Source organism: Streptosporangium sp. NPDC049078 (assembly GCF_040648855.1).
GTDB lineage: Bacteria > Actinomycetota > Actinomycetes > Streptosporangiales > Streptosporangiaceae > Streptosporangium.
On sequence record NZ_JBEZEL010000005.1, the window covers coordinates 292,332 to 308,955 of the forward strand.

Consider the following 16,624-nt stretch of genomic DNA (forward strand, 5'->3'; position numbering starts at 1 on the left):
CGCCGGACGGGGGTGGCCGGATTCCGGCGGGCTATACGAAGCAGAAGGCCGCCAACGCCCCTGAGCAGGGATTTTGGCGGCCATTCGACGTGATCGACCCATGGATTCCATGGGGGTGGTGGACGATACAGGGATTGAACCTGTGACCTCTTCCGTGTCAGGGAAGCGCTCTCCCGCTGAGCTAATCGTCCTCGGGTGAATCAGAGCGGAAGACGGGATTCGAACCCGCGACCCTCACCTTGGCAAGGTGATGCTCTACCACTGAGCCACTTCCGCGTATTCGCTTCGGGTTTCCCCTCGGCGCTCGCACCACTTTACCGGATCCCGGAGGGTCCGATGGTCGTGCGTTGAGGTGGAGACGGGATTTGAACCCGTGTAGACGGCTTTGCAGGCCGTTGCCTCGCCTCTCGGCCACTCCACCGGTCAGGCCCCTGGAGGCCCGCCGGAGCGGAAGACGGGATTCGAACCCGCGACCCTCACCTTGGCAAGGTGATGCTCTACCACTGAGCCACTTCCGCGTGATCCCCGGGAAACGGCTCCGGGGCACGTGAAAACTCTAGCGCCTCCGCAGGGCGGATGTGCGCAACGGGCCGGATCATCGGAGAGCCTCATCCGGTGACCGATCGGACGTCGGAGGCCCGGACGAACATGATCCGGTGCCCGAACTGGATCTGCCGGTAGCGGGCGTCGCCCGTGACGACGCGGTGTTCCGACGGGTCGAAGGAGGCCGCCCTGAGGTACGAGCCCCGTGTCGCCGGGCCGGAGCTGTAGGCCTGCCCGGCCGGTATCGAGTACTGCAGCGGGGTCAGGGCCTGCGCGGGAACGCCCCTCGGGTAGGCGGGTTTCATCGGATAGGCCCTGCCGTACACCTTGATCGGGGAACGGCCCGGCCTGGGCGTCACCAGGGGGCCGGACGCGCGCACGGAGGTGGGGGCGGTGGCCGGGTCGTGGAACCACGCCTTCTGGCCGAGGTACCAGATCGCGGTCCAGTCGCCCCTGCGTTCGGCGAGCGCGTACCGCTGGCCGGTGGAGGCGCGGGCGGCGTGGTCGTAGACGCTGTACGTGGAGTCGCCGGTGGGGTGCTTGCCGATGTCCTTGACCAGCGGCGCGGTGGCGGAGGGGCGCGTGCGCAGCCAGACCGAGGCGGCGCCCAGGTCACGGCACCCCCCGCCGCAGCCGGTGAACCCCGGTCTGTTGGTGCCGTAGTCGGGCCTGATCAGCACCGAGCGCGCGGCGTCGCCGCCCGAGGCGCGCAGCGGCCTGCCGAGCAACTCGAAGTAGTGGGCCCAGTCCCAGTAGGGGCCGGGGTCCTCGTGCATGCCTGCCACGGTCTCCGGGGTGGTGGCCGGCACGTTGTCGTGTCCCAGGATGTGGGCCCGGTCGAGGGGGATGTCGTACTTGGCCGCGAGGTGGCGGACCAGTTTGGCCGAGGCGAGGTACATCGCCTCGGTGTACCAGGCGCCGCCCTTGGCCAGGTAGCCCTCGTGCTCCAGGCCGATGGAACGGGAGTTGACGTACCAGTTTCCCGCGTGCCAGCCGATGTCCCTGGCCCGCAGGTGCTGGGCGATGTGGCCGTCGGCGGAGCGGATGGTGAAGTGCCAGCTCAGGTAGGTGGGGTCTTTGGCCAGGCGGGTCATCGCGTCGTAGCTCGTCTCCCCGTCGTGGATCACGATGTAGTCGATCTCTCGAGGGCCGTCGGAGCGGTCGTGATTGCCGTACCCGCCGCCGGGGAGCCGTTCGTAGGCGGCGGGGAGCCACTCGCAGGAGACGCTCTTCGGGCAGTCGGGCCCCGGAGCGGGCATCATGGCGATCTTCTTGGCGGGGATGGGCGTCGGGGTGGCGGCCTGAGTGGGGGTGGGTGACGCGGAGGGCGGCACGGCGGGTGGTTCGGTGGGTGGCACGGCGGGTGGTTCGGTGGGCGAGGCGCGCCGTTCCAGGGGGAGCGGTGCTCGTGGCTCGGACGGTCCCGAGGGCTTCGCCGGGGCGGGCCGCGCGAAGGCCGCGAGGAACGCGGGAGACGACGCGGGAGACACGGAAGGCGGCGTGGAGGGCGCGGGAGGCGCAGAAGGTGCAGAAGGCGCAGGGGGCGAGAGGGGCGCGGGCAGGTCGGGTGTGGCGGGGAGGACAACCCGCTCGCCGTCGTCGGTCACCCGGGCGGCACCGGCCCTGATCGTCGCGTAGACCTCGTCGGCGAAGGAGAACGCGGCATCCTCGTCCGCCGCGCCCCTCTCCCGGGTGCCGGGGTATCGGGCGACGGCCTCGTACCAGCCGGCCGGGTCGTCGCGAGGGCTCCCGCCGGCACGGCGCCGGTAGTCGGCGAGCAGCGCGGCGCCGCCCATGATGTTGGCGGAGGCGTCCTCGCGCAGCCGGTCGGGGGGCAGGCCGGTCAGTTCGGCGGCCCGCCGCAGGGTGTCTCGCGGCCGGTCCTTCGCGATGGAAGGAACGGCGATCAGGCGAGGCCGGGTCTCGTCGCCACGCGGGTCCTCCCCGGTGCCGTGGGGCCGTCCGGGTGCGGCCCGGCCGTCGACCAGGTGCATCGGGCCGTATCCCGCGGAGACGCTGGGCCGCCCGTCGTGGCCCTCCCAGCGGGATTCCAGGTAGGAGACCGCGAGCAGCACGCTCTCCGGCACCCCGTACGTCCGTGCGGCCCTGGTGAATGCGGCCTGCCTGCCGGACCGCGTCCTTGTTCCCGTCGTCGTCGTGCCGGGCGGTGTGGTGGTCGCGGAGAGGGCCGGGGACGTCCGGGGGTGCGCCGGCCGGTCCTCGGGACGTGCCGCCTGCGCGGGGGCGACCGAGGCGAGGACGGCGAGAGCGGTGACGACGGTGATCCCTGGCAGGCGGCGCATGGCGGTTCCTCCCCCTCTGGCAACTACTTAGAGTTATCAGAGATTACCGACTGTCGCGCATTGCGGTGGGGTTGTGATGTCGAAGAGATTCTCTGCCCGAAATCGGGCAGGAAACTTGGTGTGTTCCCCCCCGGATGCGTATGGTCCTGATCTGTGTCCACGGCACGGAATCCGCATGAGGATCTGATCACCCACCTGATCCGGACGAGCGCGCTCGGTCCCGGTGAGGCGGCGCGGGTCGTCGCGGACGTGCTGGCCTACTTCTCCGAGCCCGTCGACGAGTTCGTCCGGCGGCGCCACACGGAGCTCAGGGCCAGGGGGCTGGTCAACGACGAGATCTTCCCCAGGGTCGCCGCCGAGCTGGCGGTACGCCGTGTCGCGGCACCCGAGCTCTCCCTGCGACAGCTTCGCCGGATCGTCTATGGGTAGCAGGCGACGGCACCTCGATCGTTTAGCGATGTTCATGGATAAGGAGCGGTTACATGTGCGGAATCGTGGCCTATGTAGGGCCCAAGGACGCGGCGCCCATCCTGCTGGAGGGCCTGCAGCGTCTTGAGTACCGGGGCTACGACTCGGCCGGTGTGGTGATCTCCAACAAGGGCCTCAGGATGCGCAAGGTCAAGGGCCGGGTGGCCGACCTGGCGGCGGTCGTGCCCTCGCGGTTCAAGGGCGGCCTGGGCATCGGTCACACCCGCTGGGCCACCCACGGCGCGCCCAGCGACGTCAACGCCCACCCGCACCTGTCCACCGACGAGCGCATCGCCGTCGTGCACAACGGCATCATCGAGAACGCCGACGAGCTGCGCGCCAAGCTGGAGGCCGACGGCGCGATCTTCCTGTCGGAGACCGACACCGAGGTGCTGTCGCACCTGATCGCCCGCACGGTCAAGGAGGCCGACTCGCTGGAGGAGGCCGTGCGGACCGCGCTCAAGCGGGTCGTCGGCACGTACGGGATCGCGGTGATCGACTCCGAGCGTCCCGGCGAGGTGGTCGTGGCGCGCAACGGCAGCCCCATCGTGCTGGGCATCGGCGAGAAGGAGATGTTCGCCGCCTCCGACGTGGCCGCGCTGGTTCGCTACACGCGCCAGGTGGTGCACCTGGAGGACGGCGAGATCGCCGTGCTGCGGGCCGACGGGTTCAACACCTTCGCCAGCGACGCGCGGGAGACGGCCAAGGAGACGCTGACCGTCGACTGGGAGGCCGGGCACTACGACACCGGCGGCTACGAGCACTACCTGCTCAAGGAGATCTCCGAGCAGCCCGACACGGTGGCCAGGACGCTGCGCGGGCGGCTGGACGACCGCTTCCACATCGCCCACCTGGGCGGTCTCAACATGGACGCGCGGGAGAGCCGCTCGTTCCGCCGAGTGAAGATCATCGGCTGCGGTTCCGCGTACTACTCTGGCCAGATCGGCGCGCAGCTCATCGAGGAGCTGGCGCGCATCCCCGCCGACGCGGAGCCGGCGAGCGAGTTCCGCTACCGCAGCCCGGTGGTGGAGGCCGACACCCTCTACGTGGCGATCAGCCAGTCGGGCGAGACCTACGACACCCTCGCCGCCGTGCAGGAGCTCAAGCGCAAGGGCGGCCGGGTGCTGGGCATCGTCAACACGGTGGGCAGCGCGATCGCCCGCGAGTGCGACGGCGGTGTCTACCTGCACGCGGGCCCCGAGGTCTCGGTGGCGAGCACCAAGGCGTTCACCTCGACCGCCGTGGCCTTCGCGCTGCTCGCGCTGCACCTGGGCCGGGTGCGCGACCTGTCTCCCGCCGACGGCCGCAGGATCTGCGACGGCCTGCGCAGGCTGCCGGACCAGATCAAGGAGATCCTGGCGCTGGAGTCGCAGATCAAGGAACTGGCGGGCAAGTACGCCGAGTCGCCGAGCATGATGTTCGTGGGCCGGGTGAGGGGTTATCCGGTGGCCCGCGAGGGCGCGCAGAAGCTCAAGGAGATCTCGTACGTGCACGCCGAGGCCTATCCGGCGAGCGAGCTGAAGCACGGGCCGCTGGCGCTGATCGGCCCGGACATGCCGACGGTGGCGATCGTTCCCGACGACGAGCTGCTGGACAAGAACCTCACCACGCTGGGTGAGATCCGCGCCCGGGGCGGCCGGGTGCTCATGGTGGGCCACCGCGACGCCGACCCCAAGCTCGCCGACGACTGCGTCGTGGTGCCCAAGAACGAGACCGAGCTGGACCCGATCCTGCTCTCGATCCCGCTGCAGCTCTTCGCCTACCACGCGGCGGTGGCCCTGGGCCGCGACGTCGACAAGCCCAGGAACCTGGCCAAGAGCGTCACGGTGGAGTGAGCCCCGCGCCCTTTCCCTCCCCCCGTCTCGTCACAGATAGTGATGGAGTACTAACCTGTGGTATGGGGGGTTCTTGGGGGAAGGGGCGCTTATGCGCCGTAGGGGGTTTTTCGCGCTGGCGGCGGGGGTGCTGCTCGCCGCGGGGTGCGGCGCGAACGACGCCGGCTCGGTGGTGAAGCGCCTGCTCCTCCTCGAACCGACCGCCGACGGCCACGGCTGGGACAGGATCGCGGGCAGGCTGGCGACCGTCGCGGTCCAGGCGGGACTGGCGCGCACCGCGATGGCCGTCGAGCGGGGCGGCGCCCTGGGCTCCGCCCCTCGCGACGCGTTCGGCGCCTTCGGTGCCTTCGGCGGCCCCTTCGCGCGAGAGGGCAGGCTGCTCGTCACCGCGATGCCGATGGTGGCGGCCGCGGAGATCGCCAACACCGTCGCCGTGGTGAACGCCGCCACCCCCATCGCCCGCCTGGTCGGCGACTGGGCGGTCCTGGTCGTCCCCGCCGACTCCCGCCTGCTGACCTTCGAGGACTTCGCCGCGGGGTTGCGCCGGAACCCGGCGGGGCTCGCGGTCGGCGGCCGGTCGGAAGGGGGCTCCGAGCACGTGCTCTACGGCATGATCGGCAAGTGCCTCGGGGTGGACACCCGGCTGCTGGAGTATGCCGGATACCTTACCCCCGAGGACGCCGTGGAGGCGCTCCAGGCGGGCCAGGTGGCGGCCCTGCTGGGATCGGCGCGTGCTCTGCGCTCCGAGATCGCCGCGGGCCGTATGCGGCCCCTGGCGGTCTCCTCCGGCGACAGGATCGACGGGATCGACGCGCCGACGCTCAGAGAGGTCGACGTCCGGCTGGAGTACAGCGACTGGTGCGGCCTGCTGGGGCCCAAGGACATGAGCCCGGAGGACAGGGACGCCGCGATCGCCCTGTGCGACAGGCTCGACGCCGCGCCACGCTGGCGCTCCCTGTGTGCGGCCCACGGCTGGAGCCGGGTCTATCTCAGCGGCGACGACTTTCGCCAGTGGCTCGCCACCGAGACGGCCCGCACCCGCGGTGTGCTTCACGAGCTCGGGCTACTGAAGTCCTCCGACACAACCTGTTGGGGTAGTTGCGTCAGGCGCCCCTAGATGTAGGATCCTGCTCGTTGCTGGTTCGCCCCGCAGGGGGCGAGGCAAGAGGGAACCCGGTGAGATTCCGGGACTGCCCCGCAGCGGTGAACGGGAACGAAAGCCGTCATTGAGCACTGGGTGATCCATACCTGGGAAGCGACGGCCGGTAGGCATGCGCGTCGCGCCCGTGAGTCCGAAGACCTGCCGGTGACGTGAATGTCCAGGGCCTCGTGGGAGGGCCCGCGGAACGAGGCGATCCGGCGTGCCCGGGATCGCTCGCGGACGCGTGCCATCCGGCGGAGCCTGGGGCGAGTCCGATCGAGCGAGGGGCACCAGGTGACACAGGCATTGGCGGAGACCGCGACGGGGAGCACGGCGGCGACCGCGACGGGCGACAGCGGCGTCGAAGGCGCGGTGGTGACCGCGTCGGGCCATGGCGGCACGGGAAACACCGGGAACACCGGGAACGCGCGGAGCGCCGCGGTGGCCGCGACGGGCGACGACGGCGCCGGGAGCGTCGGGAGCGCCACGGACGCCCGCAGGCTGGCCATCGACGAGGCCGCCGCCCGGGTGATCACCGATCCCGAGAACTCCAGGGTCGCCGCCGCGATGCTGGCCGAGCTGATCGCCGACGAGGCCGCCGAGCACGGCGTCCGCGCCTTCTCCGAGTCCGTCGCCGCGACCCACGAGGCGGGGCTGGTCGCCGACGGGCTCGCGAGGTTCGTGTCCGCCCACGCCGCGGTCCTGGACGCGCTGGTCGATCCGGAGGCGGACGCCAGGTTCGAGTACTTCGGGCTGCGCACCGTCTACGACCGCTACCTGCTGCGCCACCCGAGGACCCGCAAGGTCCTGGAGCGCCCGCAGCACTTCTTCCTGCGGGTGGCCTGCGGCCTGGCCGAGACCGTCGAGGAGGCCGCCGAGCTGTACGCGCTCATGGCCACCCTGTCCTACCTGCCCAGTTCGCCCACGCTGTTCAACTCGGGCTCGCGCAGGCCCCAGCTCTCCTCGTGCTTCCTGCTCGACTCGCCCCGCGACGAGCTGGAGTCCATCTACGAGCGCTACGGGCAGGTCGCGCGGCTGTCGAAGTACGCGGGGGGCATCGGGATCGCCTGGACCAGGGTCCGCTCGCGGGGCTCGCTGATCCGGGGCACCAACGGACACTCCAACGGCATCGTGCCCTGGCTGCGCACGCTCGACTCCAGCGTCGCCGCGGTGAACCAGGGAGGCCGCCGCAAGGGCGCGGCCTGCGTCTACCTGGAGCCCTGGCACGCCGACGTCGAGGAGTTCCTGGAACTGCGCGACAACACCGGCGAGGAGGCCCGCCGCACGCACAACCTGAACCTGGCCAACTGGATCCCCGACGAGTTCATGCGCCGGGTCGAGGCCGACGGCCTCTGGTCGCTGTTCGACCCCAAGGAGGTCCCGCACCTCACCGACCTGTACGGCGCCGCGTTCGACGACGCCTACCGGGTGGCCGAGGCCGAGGGCCGCTTCACCCGGCGGATCCCCGCCCGCACCCTGTACGGGCGGATGATGCGCACGCTCGCCCAGACCGGCAACGGCTGGATGACCTTCAAGGACGCGGCGAACCGTACCTCCAACCAGACGGCGAGGCCCGAGAACGTCATCCACCTGTCGAACCTCTGCACCGAGATCCTGGAGGTCACCGGCGACGCCGAGACCGCCGTCTGCAACCTCGGCTCGATCAACCTCGCCGCCCACCTGTCAGGGGACCTCGAGGGCGGGATCGACTGGGCGCGGCTGCGCGCGACGGTCCGTACCGCGGTGCGGTTCCTCGACCGGACCATCGACCTGGGTTTCTACCCGACTCCCGAGGCGGAGGCGGCCAACCGGCGGTGGCGTCCGATCGGGCTCGGCCTGATGGGCCTGGCCGACGTGCTGTTCGCGCTGCGGCTGCCGTTCGACTCGCCGCGCGCGCTGGAGCTGTCCACCCGGATCTCCGAGGAGATCGCGCTCGCCGCCTACCGGACCTCCTCGGACCTGGCCGTCGAGCGTGGCCGCCATCCCTCGTACGAGGAGACCAGGGCCGCCGCCGGGGTGCTGCACCCCGACCACTACGGGGCCGCGACGTCGGCCGCGTGGACGGAGCTCAGGGGGCGGATCGCGGAGACCGGCCTGCGCAACTCGCTGATGATCGCGATCGCGCCGACGGCCACGATCGCCTCCATCGCCGGTTGCTACGAGTGCATCGAGCCGCAGGTCTCCAACGTCTTCAAGCGCGAGACCCTCTCGGGGGAGTTCCTGCAGGTCAACCGCTATCTCGTCCGCGACCTCCAGGCCCGCGGCCTGTGGACGGCGCCGATCCGCGACGCGATCAAGCGCGCCGACGGCTCGGTCCAGGACATCCCCGAGATCCCCGCCGACCTGCGGCTGCTCTACCGGATCGCCTGGGAGCTGCCGCAGAAGGCGCTGATCGACCTGGCCGCCGCGCGCACCCCGTACATCGACCAGTCGCAGTCGCTGAACCTCTTCATGGCCACGCCGACCATCGGCAAGCTCTCCTCGATGTACGCCTACGCGTGGAAGTCGGGCCTGAAGACCACCTACTACCTGCGCTCGCGCCCGGCCACCCGGATCGCGCAGGCCACCGTGGCGGCCCCGGCGGAACGGGCCGCGGCCGAGCCCGGGGCGGTGTCCGAAGTCGTGTCCGAAGTCGTGTCCGAGGCCGTCGCCTGCTCCCTGGAGAACCCCGAGTACTGCGACGCCTGCCAGTAGCCGTCCGGTCCGTCGACAACCCTCAGCAGTCCTCAGCAGCCTTCAGAAAGGCGATTCTTCCGATGTTGCTCGACCCCGGCATGGATCTCACCCTGCGGCCGATGCGCTACCCGGAGTTCTACGAGCGCTACCGGGCCGCGATCCGCAACACCTGGACGGTCGAGGAGGTGGACCTCACCTCCGACCTGGCGGACCTGGCGAGGATGACGCCCGAGGAGCGTCACCTGATCAACCGTCTCGTGGCCTTCTTCGCCACCGGCGACTCGATCGTGGCCAACAACCTCGTCCTCAACCTCTACCAGCACCTCAACGCCCCCGAGGCGCGCCTGTATCTCAGCAGGCAGCTGTTCGAGGAGGCGGTGCACGTCCAGTTCTACCTCACCCTGCTGGACACCTACCTGCCCGATCCCGACGAGCGGGTCAAGGCGTTCGCCGCGGTCGAGCACATCCCCTCGATCCGCGACAAGGCGGAGTTCTGCTTCCGCTGGATCGACTCGCTCGGCGGGCTGACCCGGCTGGAGACGAGGGAGGACCGGCGGGCGTTCCTGCTCAACCTGATCTGCTTCGCGGCGTGCATCGAGGGGCTGTTCTTCTACGGGGCCTTCGCCTACGTCTACTGGTTCCGCTCCCGGGGCCTGCTCGGCGGCCTGGCCACCGGGACGAACTGGGTCTTCCGCGACGAGTCCATGCACATGGAGTTCGCCTTCGGCGTCGTGGAGACCGTACGGGCCGAGGAGCCCGACCTGTTCGACGACAAGCTCGTCGAACAGGTCACCCGGATGATCGAGGAGGCGGTCGCGGCGGAGCTGGCCTTCGCGGCCGACCTGTGCGGTGACGGCCTGCTCGGGATGAGCGTGGACCAGATGCGCCGCTATCTGGAGTACGTGGCCGACCAGCGCCTGGTCAGGCTCAGGATGCCCGTCAGGTACGGCACGGCCAACCCGTTCGCGTTCATGGAGTTGCAGGACGTGCAGGAGCTGGCCAACTTCTTCGAACGCCGGGTTTCCGCCTACCAGGTAGCCGTCGAAGGGAATGTCACGTTCGACGAATCCTTCTGATTAGCTGTTGGTCCGGAAAAGAGAACGACGAGGCAGAAAGACGTCGAGGGGGACGCCTCACGTGTCCAGCTGGATCATCATGATCGTTTCCATCGTCGCCGCCGTCGTGGCGGTGGAGGTGGTGCGACGGGTGTTGCGCTCGCGGCTGATCGGCGAGAAGTGGGTTCTCGCCGGTCCGCTCGTGCACCGCTGCGCCTGGCCGGGATTCGCCACGGCCGCCGTGGCGACGGCCCACACCATCTACGAACCTGAGATGGTGGAGGGCGCGCTCAGCCAGGTGATCGACCGCGCTCTCAGCCTGGCGATGATCGGGTGTGCCACCTGGCTGGTCATTCAGGCCGCCTACGCGGTCACCGACGTGGTGCTGGAACGTCTGATCGCCGTCGAGGGCGAGGCCAACCGCAGGGCCCGCCGCATCCGCACCCAGATCACCCTGGTCCGCAGGGTCGCCTCCGCGGTGATCATCGTGCTCGCTCTGGGCGCGATGCTCTTCACCTTCCCGCAGGTGCGGGCGCTGGGAGCCGGACTTCTCGCCTCGGCCGGTATCGCCGGGGTCGTCGTCGGCATCGCAGCCCAGTCGACCCTGGGAAACATGCTCGCCGGGCTCCAGCTGGCCTTCAGTGACGCGCTCCGCCTGGACGACGTCGTGGTGGTGAAGGGGGAGTGGGGGCGGATCGAGGAGCTCAGCCTGACCTACGTGGTGTTGCGGCTGTGGGACGAGCGACGGCTCGTCCTGCCGGTCTCCTACTTCACGGCGAACCCGTTCGAGAACTGGACCCGGCACAGCAGCCGGGTGATCGGTCACGTGATGATCCGGGTCGACTGGTCGGTGCCGGTGGACGAGCTGCGCGCCGAGCTCTACCGGGCCCTGCGCGAACACCCGCTCTGGGACCAGAAGGACTGGACCCTGCAGGTCACCGACACCCTTCCCAACGGGCTGCTTGAGCTGCGCGCGCTGATGAGCGCCGCCGACTCCGCCAGCGCCTGGGATCTCAAGTGCGACATGCGCGAGCACATGGTGGCCTTCGTCCGCGACAGGTATCCCGAGGCGCTGCCCCGCTTCCGGGTCGAGACCCCACCCCCGTCCGCGACCGTTCCCGGGACGCTCACCGGTCTGATGGGCGCGGGGCTCATGTCACGCGGCCTGGGCGGGGACGCCGGCGAGCGGGACGGCTTCGCCCAGCGGGGCGGAGACCAGCCGGATCCGGTCTGAGACGACGGGCGGGCCGGGGCGTCCGGTTTGTTCTGTTTCGGGGAGCTCCGCCGGAGCCTGCGGCGCAGCCGGCCCCCGTTACGGCGGCCGGCTCGCGGACGAAGGCCACGACGTGCGTCCGCACGTCGTCGGCGGCCTCGACGAGGCCGCCGACGTCCGGTGACGCGGGTCGTGCCGGTGTCCGGTGAAGAGGTCAGCGCTCGACGATCTCGTTCTTGCCGATGACGACGATGCCGCCGTTGGTCACCGCGAAGCGGCTGCGGTCGTACTCCAGGTCGAAGCCGATCCTGGCGCCGTCCGGGATGATCACGTTCTTGTCGATGATGGCCTTGCGGACGATGGCGCCGCGGCCCACCTTCACGTTGCCCATCAGGACCGAGTCCTCGACCTGGGAGTGGGAGTGCAGCACCACGCCGGGGGAGAGGATGGAACGCTCGGCGAGCCCGCCGGAGACGATCGCGCCCGCGGAGACGAGGGAGTCGATCGCCCTGCCCACCCGGTCGCCGTCGTTGTGCACGAACTTGGCCGGGGGGAGCGGATCGTGGCCGGTGTAGATGGGCCAGCGGCTGTTGTAGAGGTTGAAGACCGGATGCGCCGAGATGAGATCCATGTGGGCCTCGTAGTAGGCGTCGAGCGTTCCGACGTCCCTCCAGTAGCCCCGGTCGCGCTCGGTGGAGCCGGGCACGATGTTGTCGGCGAAGTCGTACACCTCCGCGCTGCCCGACTTCACCATCATCGGGATGATGTTGCCACCCAGGTCGTGCTTGCTGGTCGGGTCGAGCGCGTCCTCCCTCAGCGCGTCGATCATCGACTGGGTCTTGAAGACGTAGTTGCCCATCGAGGCGTAGACCTGGTCGGGCGCGTCGGGCAGGCCCACCGCGTCCTTCGGCTTCTCGCGGAAGGCCGTGATCTTGCGTCCGGCGGGGTCGGTCTCGATGACTCCGAACTGGTCGGCGAGCGAGAGCGGCTGCCGGATCGCGGCCACGGTCACCTCGGCTCCGCTCTCGATGTGCTGACGCACCATCTGCTGCGGGTCCATGCGATAGATGTGGTCGGCGCCGAACACGATGACGTGGTCGGGCATCTCGTCGTAGATGAGGTTCAGATTCTGGAACAGCGCGTCGGCGGAACCGGAGAACCAGTGCGGCCCGAGGCGCTGCTGGGCGGGGACCGGGGTGACGTAGTTGCCGAGCATCGCCGACAGGCGCCATGTCCGGGAGATGTGCCGGTCGAGACTGTGGTTCTTGTACTGCGTCAGCACAACGATCTGGAGATAGTGGCCGTTGGCGAGATTGGACAGTACGAAGTCGACGAGCCGGTATATCCCCCCGAAAGGCACCGCAGGCTTCGCTCGATCAGCTGTCAGAGGCATGAGCCTCTTACCTTCTCCACCGGCGAGCACGATCGCGAGGACTCTCATAGGTGGACCTTAACCTGATGAACAGGGATGAAACACTAGGCTGATCGCATGCGAGTGGATCTGCTGACCCGTGAATACCCCCCCGACGTCTACGGAGGGGCGGGAGTTCACGTCGAATACCTCGCCCGGGAGTTGCGCAGGCTCGCCGACACCCGGGTCCGCTGCTTCGGAGCGTCACGACCGGAGGAGGGCGTCGCGGCCTACCGGGTGCCGGGCGGGCTGGAGACGGCCAACGCCGCGCTGCAGGTGCTCGGCGTCGACCTGGAGATGGCCGCCGGGTGTGAGGGCGCCGACCTGGTACACAGCCACACCTGGTACGCCAACTTCGCCGGCCACGTCGCCAAGATGCTGTACGGGACACCCCACGTGGTGACCACGCACAGCCTGGAGCCGCTGCGGCCGTGGAAGGCCGAGCAGCTGGGCGGCGGTTACACGCTGTCGTCGTGGGCCGAGCGCGGCGCGCTGGCGAGCGCCGACGCGATCATCGCGGTCTCCGAGGGGATGCGCCGCGACGTGCTGGCGAGCTATCCGGAGATTACGCCGGAGAGGGTCACCGTGATCCACAACGGGATCGACACCGGCGAGTACGCCCCCGACCGGGACACCGACGTCCTGGAGCGGCACGGCATCGACCCGAGCAGGCCCTACGTCGTCTTCGTGGGGCGCATCACCCGGCAGAAGGGTCTCGTGCACCTGCTCCACGCGGCACGCGACTTCCACCCCGACGCCCAGCTGGTGCTCTGCGCGGGAGCCCCCGACACTCCCGAGATCGCCGCCGAGGTGACCGCGCTCGTGCGCGGACTCGACCGCGAGGGCGTCGTGTGGATCTCGGAGATGCTTCCCCGCCCCGAGGTGATCCAGATCCTCACCCACGCCACCGTGTTCGTCTGCCCCTCCGTCTACGAGCCGATGGGCATCGTCAACCTGGAGGCGATGGCCTGCGAGACCGCCGTCGTGGCCACCGCCACCGGCGGCATCCCCGAGGTCGTGGCCGACGGCTCGACCGGTCTGCTGGTCCCGATCGACCAGGCCGCCGACGGCACCCCGCACGACCCCGACGCCTTCGCCGCCGACCTCGCCGAGCGGGTCAACCGGCTGCTCGCCGACCCCGCCCTCGCCACCAGGATGGGCGAGGCGGGCAGGATCCGCGCGGTGGAGCACTTCTCCTGGGAGCGCATCGCCGAGCGGACGATGGAGCTCTACCGGCAGGTCGCCCGCCGGTAGGCGCGGGCCTGCGCCGGGTGACGGTCCCTCGCGGGGCGGAGTCTACGGCGGTGGTCTCCCCCGGTGGTTCCCCGGTGGTCTCCGGCGGTGACGAGGTGGGGTCCTAGGCGGTGATGAAGTGCAGGATCACGTTGTGCACGTGATGCGCCTTGTTGTCGCCCCGGAACTCCACCTCGTAGGTGTGGGTGCCCACGTGGATCGCGATGGCCCCCGAGGAGAAGAACGAGCCCGCGATCGACTTGTTGCTCACCACGCTCACCGCGGAGACCTTGTCGTAGGGGATGCTCGTGATGGCGATCTTCTTGCCGACGAACGACTTGTCCTGCACGATCACCCGCTTGTCGGTGAGCCCCAGGAAACCGGTGCCCGTACCGATGGCGTCGTAGACGGCGATGATCTGCTCGCCGGGCATGAGGCCGCTCTCGATCTGCTGGTACTGCTCCTTGCGGTCGTACACAACCTGAGCCATGACGTTCGCAATCTGTAGGGGGATCTGTGTCTCTGTGAAACGAACGTCCCGGGGGTCAGGTTCCTGGGCGGGTAAGGTCGGCCCGTGAACTTTCAGATGAGGATCACCGATCGTCACGGTGGTGTCAGCACCGGTCCGTACCGCAGTCGCAATCTCGGAGGCATGTGCGGCGACGAGCCGGACGCGGTCGCGGAGAACAGGGCGCGGACGGCCGCCGAGTTCGGCCTGGAGCGGGTCGTGTTCATGCGGCAGGTCCACAGCGCCGATGTCCAATATGTCAGGGAACCCTTCGGCGACGACCCGCCGCCGCTGGACGGGGTCTGTACCGACGTTCCCGGCCTCGGCCTGGCCGCGCTCTGCGCCGACTGCGCGCCCGTCCTGCTGGCCGAGCCGGAGGCCGGACTGGTCGGCGCCGCGCACTCGGGCCGGGTCGGCACCATGTCCGGCGTCGTCACGGCCCTGGTCGAGGAGATGGCCGAACGCGGAGCGGACCCGGCGAGGATGACCGCGCTGATCGGCCCGATGGCCTGCGGCACCTGCTACGAGGTCCCCGCGGACATGCGTGATGAGGTCGCGGTGATGCTTCCCGAGGCGTGGTCGATCACCCGCCAGGACACCCCGGCCCTCGACCTGCGGGCCGCGATCACCTCGCAACTGGGCAAGGCGGGTGTCGGGGAGATCACCCACGACACCCGCTGCACCATCGAGAGCCCCGACCTGTTCTCCCATCGTGGGGAGGGGACGACCGGCAGGTTCGCGGGCTACGTCTGGCTGGAGGTCTGACCCGCCCTCACCCCGGTCCCGGCCCGCGTACGGAGGGAAGGCCGGTCCAGGTCGCCCACGGGACCCGCCCGGCCCTTCCCGGTCACGCGGTGCCCGTCAGGCCGCGGCACGCTCCAGCACGACCACCGGGATCTCCCTCTCGGTCTTCGTCTGGTACTCGTCGTAGGCGGGCCAGGCCGCGGCCATGATCGACCACATCTCCGGTTTCTCCTCCGGAGTGGCGGTGCGTGCCCTGGCCTTGAACCGGTCGCCCAGCACCTGGACCTCGACCTCGGGATCCGCCTGGAGGTTGAGGTACCACAGCGGCGGATCGTCGGCGCCCCCCTTGGAGGCGACCACGAGGAGGTCGTCGCCGTGACGCTGGTAGATGAGCGGGGTGGAGCGCCGCTCGCCGGACTTGCGGCCGACGGTGGTGAGGATCAGGGTCGTGGTGCCCTGCCACTCGTGTCCCTCGGCGCCGTCGGTCGCCTGATATCTCGCCACATGCTCTTTTCCGAACAGCATGATCTATCCCCTCTGACGATTGCGCGGGTCGATGCCCGACAGTGTGATCTATTCCCTCTGACGATTACGCGGGTCAATAATCGACAGAGGGAATCCATCACACCGGGTCGATCAATCCGCCGACAGGATGCTCCCGTAGGCGCGGGCGGCCAGGTCCGCGATCAGATCGTGCGCGCCGAGAACCTCGGCGCACTCGGCTCCGACCTCCTCCGCGGCCGCGTTCGCGAGCCCTGGAGGCGCCTCAGGGCCCAGCAGGCAGGGTGAGACGGCGATGCGCTGGGCGCCGATGCCGCGAAGCCGCCCGGCCGCGTCCGCCACGGTGGGCGCGCTGTCGAGGGAGGCGACCAGGACGGGCAGGGTGAGCCGCGAGGCCAGCAGCACCGCCGTCGGCTGTGCCTCCGCCGCCGCGATCTCGCCGCCGACGGTGGCGAGGATGACCGCGTCGACCGGGCTGGAGACGTTGAGCAGCCGCATCCGGTCGGCCCGCGCCAGGCTTCGCTCCGACAGGCGGATGTGCAGGGCCTCGGCGAGCAGCGGGTGCGGCCCCAGGGGGTCGGTGACCGTCACCGGGACCTTGCCGGCGGCGACCGCCGCGGAGATCAGCTGGTCGGCGACCGGGTGCGGGCCGGTCAGCAGCGGAACCACGATGGCGGCCGTCGCGTCCTCGGGACGCTCCCTCGCCGCCGCCTCCAGCTCGGAGGTCAGTCCTTTGCCGTCCTCGCCGAGCGCGGCCAACCGGACCTGGATCTGTGGATTGTCCCCTCGGATGAGGGCCGCGAGTTCCGCGGCGGTGCCGGAGGCGTCGCCGAGCGCGGCCAGCACGAGCGCCGGCGCCTCGGGCGGGAGCTGGGAGGGCACGGGCCTGCGGTGCCTTCCGGAGGGCCGTACCGGGCGCCCTCGTACGGGGAGGATGGGACTCTCGCTCACATGCGCGGACTCTAGGGGCATTTGACACTTCCCGTGACCGGA

13 protein-coding genes, 4 tRNA genes and 1 riboswitch are annotated in these 16,624 nt (G+C 70.0%); of the genes, 8 read left to right on the top strand and 9 right to left on the bottom strand.

Annotated features, from left to right (window positions below):
- Positions 1 to 116: 116 nt before the first annotated feature.
- The 5 genes from AB0B90_RS10430 to AB0B90_RS10450 all read right to left on the bottom strand — a co-directional run bounded on the left by AB0B90_RS10430 (position 117) and on the right by AB0B90_RS10450 (position 2,846).
- Positions 117 to 191 (bottom strand) — tRNA-Val (locus AB0B90_RS10430).
- A gap of 13 nt (positions 192 to 204) precedes the next feature.
- Positions 205 to 276 (bottom strand) — tRNA-Gly (locus tag AB0B90_RS10435).
- A 74-nt stretch (positions 277 to 350) separates the two neighbouring features.
- A tRNA-Cys gene (locus AB0B90_RS10440) sits at positions 351 to 421 on the bottom strand.
- Positions 422 to 446: 25 nt separating this feature from the next.
- Positions 447 to 518, bottom strand: a tRNA-Gly gene (locus tag AB0B90_RS10445).
- A 90-nt stretch (positions 519 to 608) separates the two neighbouring features.
- Positions 609 to 2,846, bottom strand: a complete 2,238-nt coding sequence (locus AB0B90_RS10450; protein ID WP_362922093.1) for a peptidoglycan recognition family protein — start codon at positions 2,844 to 2,846, stop codon at positions 609 to 611.
- A 153-nt stretch (positions 2,847 to 2,999) separates the two neighbouring features.
- Here AB0B90_RS10450 and AB0B90_RS10455 point away from each other — a divergent pair, with 153 nt between their 5' ends.
- The 6 genes from AB0B90_RS10455 to AB0B90_RS10480 all read left to right on the top strand — a co-directional run bounded on the left by AB0B90_RS10455 (position 3,000) and on the right by AB0B90_RS10480 (position 11,255).
- A complete protein-coding gene (locus tag AB0B90_RS10455) occupies positions 3,000 to 3,275 on the top strand; it encodes a hypothetical protein (protein WP_350943877.1) in 276 nt (91 codons plus the stop codon).
- A 53-nt stretch (positions 3,276 to 3,328) separates the two neighbouring features.
- Positions 3,329 to 5,149, top strand: a complete 1,821-nt coding sequence (gene glmS, locus AB0B90_RS10460; RefSeq protein ID WP_362922095.1) for a glutamine--fructose-6-phosphate transaminase (isomerizing) — start codon at positions 3,329 to 3,331, stop codon at positions 5,147 to 5,149.
- A 91-nt stretch (positions 5,150 to 5,240) separates the two neighbouring features.
- Positions 5,241 to 6,266: a tripartite tricarboxylate transporter substrate-binding protein gene (locus AB0B90_RS10465; protein WP_350943873.1), complete on the top strand. Its 1,026-nt coding sequence runs from the start codon at positions 5,241 to 5,243 to the stop codon at positions 6,264 to 6,266.
- 4 nt (positions 6,267 to 6,270) lie between these two features.
- A riboswitch (cobalamin riboswitch) is annotated at positions 6,271 to 6,472 on the top strand.
- A 112-nt stretch (positions 6,473 to 6,584) separates the two neighbouring features.
- Positions 6,585 to 8,984, top strand: a complete 2,400-nt coding sequence (locus tag AB0B90_RS10470) for a ribonucleoside-diphosphate reductase subunit alpha (RefSeq protein WP_362922098.1) — start codon at positions 6,585 to 6,587, stop codon at positions 8,982 to 8,984.
- Between the two features lie 62 nt (positions 8,985 to 9,046).
- On the top strand, positions 9,047 to 10,042 hold the full coding sequence (locus AB0B90_RS10475; protein ID WP_350943870.1) for a ribonucleotide-diphosphate reductase subunit beta: 996 nt from the start codon (positions 9,047 to 9,049) through the stop codon (positions 10,040 to 10,042).
- Between the two features lie 61 nt (positions 10,043 to 10,103).
- Complete coding sequence (locus AB0B90_RS10480; RefSeq protein ID WP_362922100.1) at positions 10,104 to 11,255, top strand: mechanosensitive ion channel domain-containing protein; 1,152 nt, start codon at positions 10,104 to 10,106, stop codon at positions 11,253 to 11,255.
- Between the two features lie 193 nt (positions 11,256 to 11,448).
- Here the strand turns inward: AB0B90_RS10480 and glgC are convergent, their stop codons facing one another.
- A complete protein-coding gene (gene glgC, locus AB0B90_RS10485; RefSeq protein WP_350943866.1) occupies positions 11,449 to 12,675 on the bottom strand; it encodes a glucose-1-phosphate adenylyltransferase in 1,227 nt (408 codons plus the stop codon).
- A 48-nt stretch (positions 12,676 to 12,723) separates the two neighbouring features.
- Here glgC and glgA point away from each other — a divergent pair, with 48 nt between their 5' ends.
- Positions 12,724 to 13,899, top strand: a complete 1,176-nt coding sequence (gene glgA, locus AB0B90_RS10490) for a glycogen synthase (protein ID WP_350943864.1) — start codon at positions 12,724 to 12,726, stop codon at positions 13,897 to 13,899.
- A 103-nt stretch (positions 13,900 to 14,002) separates the two neighbouring features.
- Here glgA and AB0B90_RS10495 read toward each other — a convergent pair whose 3' ends face one another.
- Positions 14,003 to 14,368 carry a PH domain-containing protein gene (locus AB0B90_RS10495; protein WP_350943862.1) on the bottom strand — a complete coding sequence of 122 codons (366 nt, stop codon included), beginning with the start codon at positions 14,366 to 14,368 and terminating at the stop codon, positions 14,003 to 14,005.
- Positions 14,369 to 14,464: 96 nt separating this feature from the next.
- Here AB0B90_RS10495 and pgeF point away from each other — a divergent pair, with 96 nt between their 5' ends.
- The gene (gene pgeF, locus AB0B90_RS10500; protein WP_362922223.1) at positions 14,465 to 15,151 is read left to right on the top strand and encodes a peptidoglycan editing factor PgeF; all 687 of its coding nucleotides are present in this window, start codon (positions 14,465 to 14,467) and stop codon (positions 15,149 to 15,151) included.
- A gap of 96 nt (positions 15,152 to 15,247) precedes the next feature.
- Here pgeF and AB0B90_RS10505 read toward each other — a convergent pair whose 3' ends face one another.
- Positions 15,248 to 15,655, bottom strand: a complete 408-nt coding sequence (locus AB0B90_RS10505) for a nitroreductase family deazaflavin-dependent oxidoreductase (RefSeq protein WP_350943860.1) — start codon at positions 15,653 to 15,655, stop codon at positions 15,248 to 15,250.
- A gap of 111 nt (positions 15,656 to 15,766) precedes the next feature.
- On the bottom strand, positions 15,767 to 16,582 hold the full coding sequence (locus AB0B90_RS10510; protein WP_350943858.1) for a CbiX/SirB N-terminal domain-containing protein: 816 nt from the start codon (positions 16,580 to 16,582) through the stop codon (positions 15,767 to 15,769).
- Positions 16,583 to 16,624 lie beyond the last annotated feature (42 nt).

Coding starts and splice junctions, on each gene's coding strand:
- AB0B90_RS10465 (WP_350943873.1), top strand. CDS start 5,241: ATGCGCCGTAGGGGGTTTTTCGCGCTGGCGGCGGGGGTGCTGCTCGCC.
- AB0B90_RS10450 (WP_362922093.1), bottom strand. CDS start 2,846: ATGCGCCGCCTGCCAGGGATCACCGTCGTCACCGCTCTCGCCGTCCTC.
- AB0B90_RS10495 (WP_350943862.1), bottom strand. CDS start 14,368: ATGGCTCAGGTTGTGTACGACCGCAAGGAGCAGTACCAGCAGATCGAG.
- glgA (WP_350943864.1), top strand. CDS start 12,724: ATGCGAGTGGATCTGCTGACCCGTGAATACCCCCCCGACGTCTACGGA.
- AB0B90_RS10505 (WP_350943860.1), bottom strand. CDS start 15,655: ATGCTGTTCGGAAAAGAGCATGTGGCGAGATATCAGGCGACCGACGGC.
- AB0B90_RS10475 (WP_350943870.1), top strand. CDS start 9,047: ATGTTGCTCGACCCCGGCATGGATCTCACCCTGCGGCCGATGCGCTAC.
- glgC (WP_350943866.1), bottom strand. CDS start 12,675: ATGAGAGTCCTCGCGATCGTGCTCGCCGGTGGAGAAGGTAAGAGGCTC.
- pgeF (WP_362922223.1), top strand. CDS start 14,465: ATGAGGATCACCGATCGTCACGGTGGTGTCAGCACCGGTCCGTACCGC.
- glmS (WP_362922095.1), top strand. CDS start 3,329: ATGTGCGGAATCGTGGCCTATGTAGGGCCCAAGGACGCGGCGCCCATC.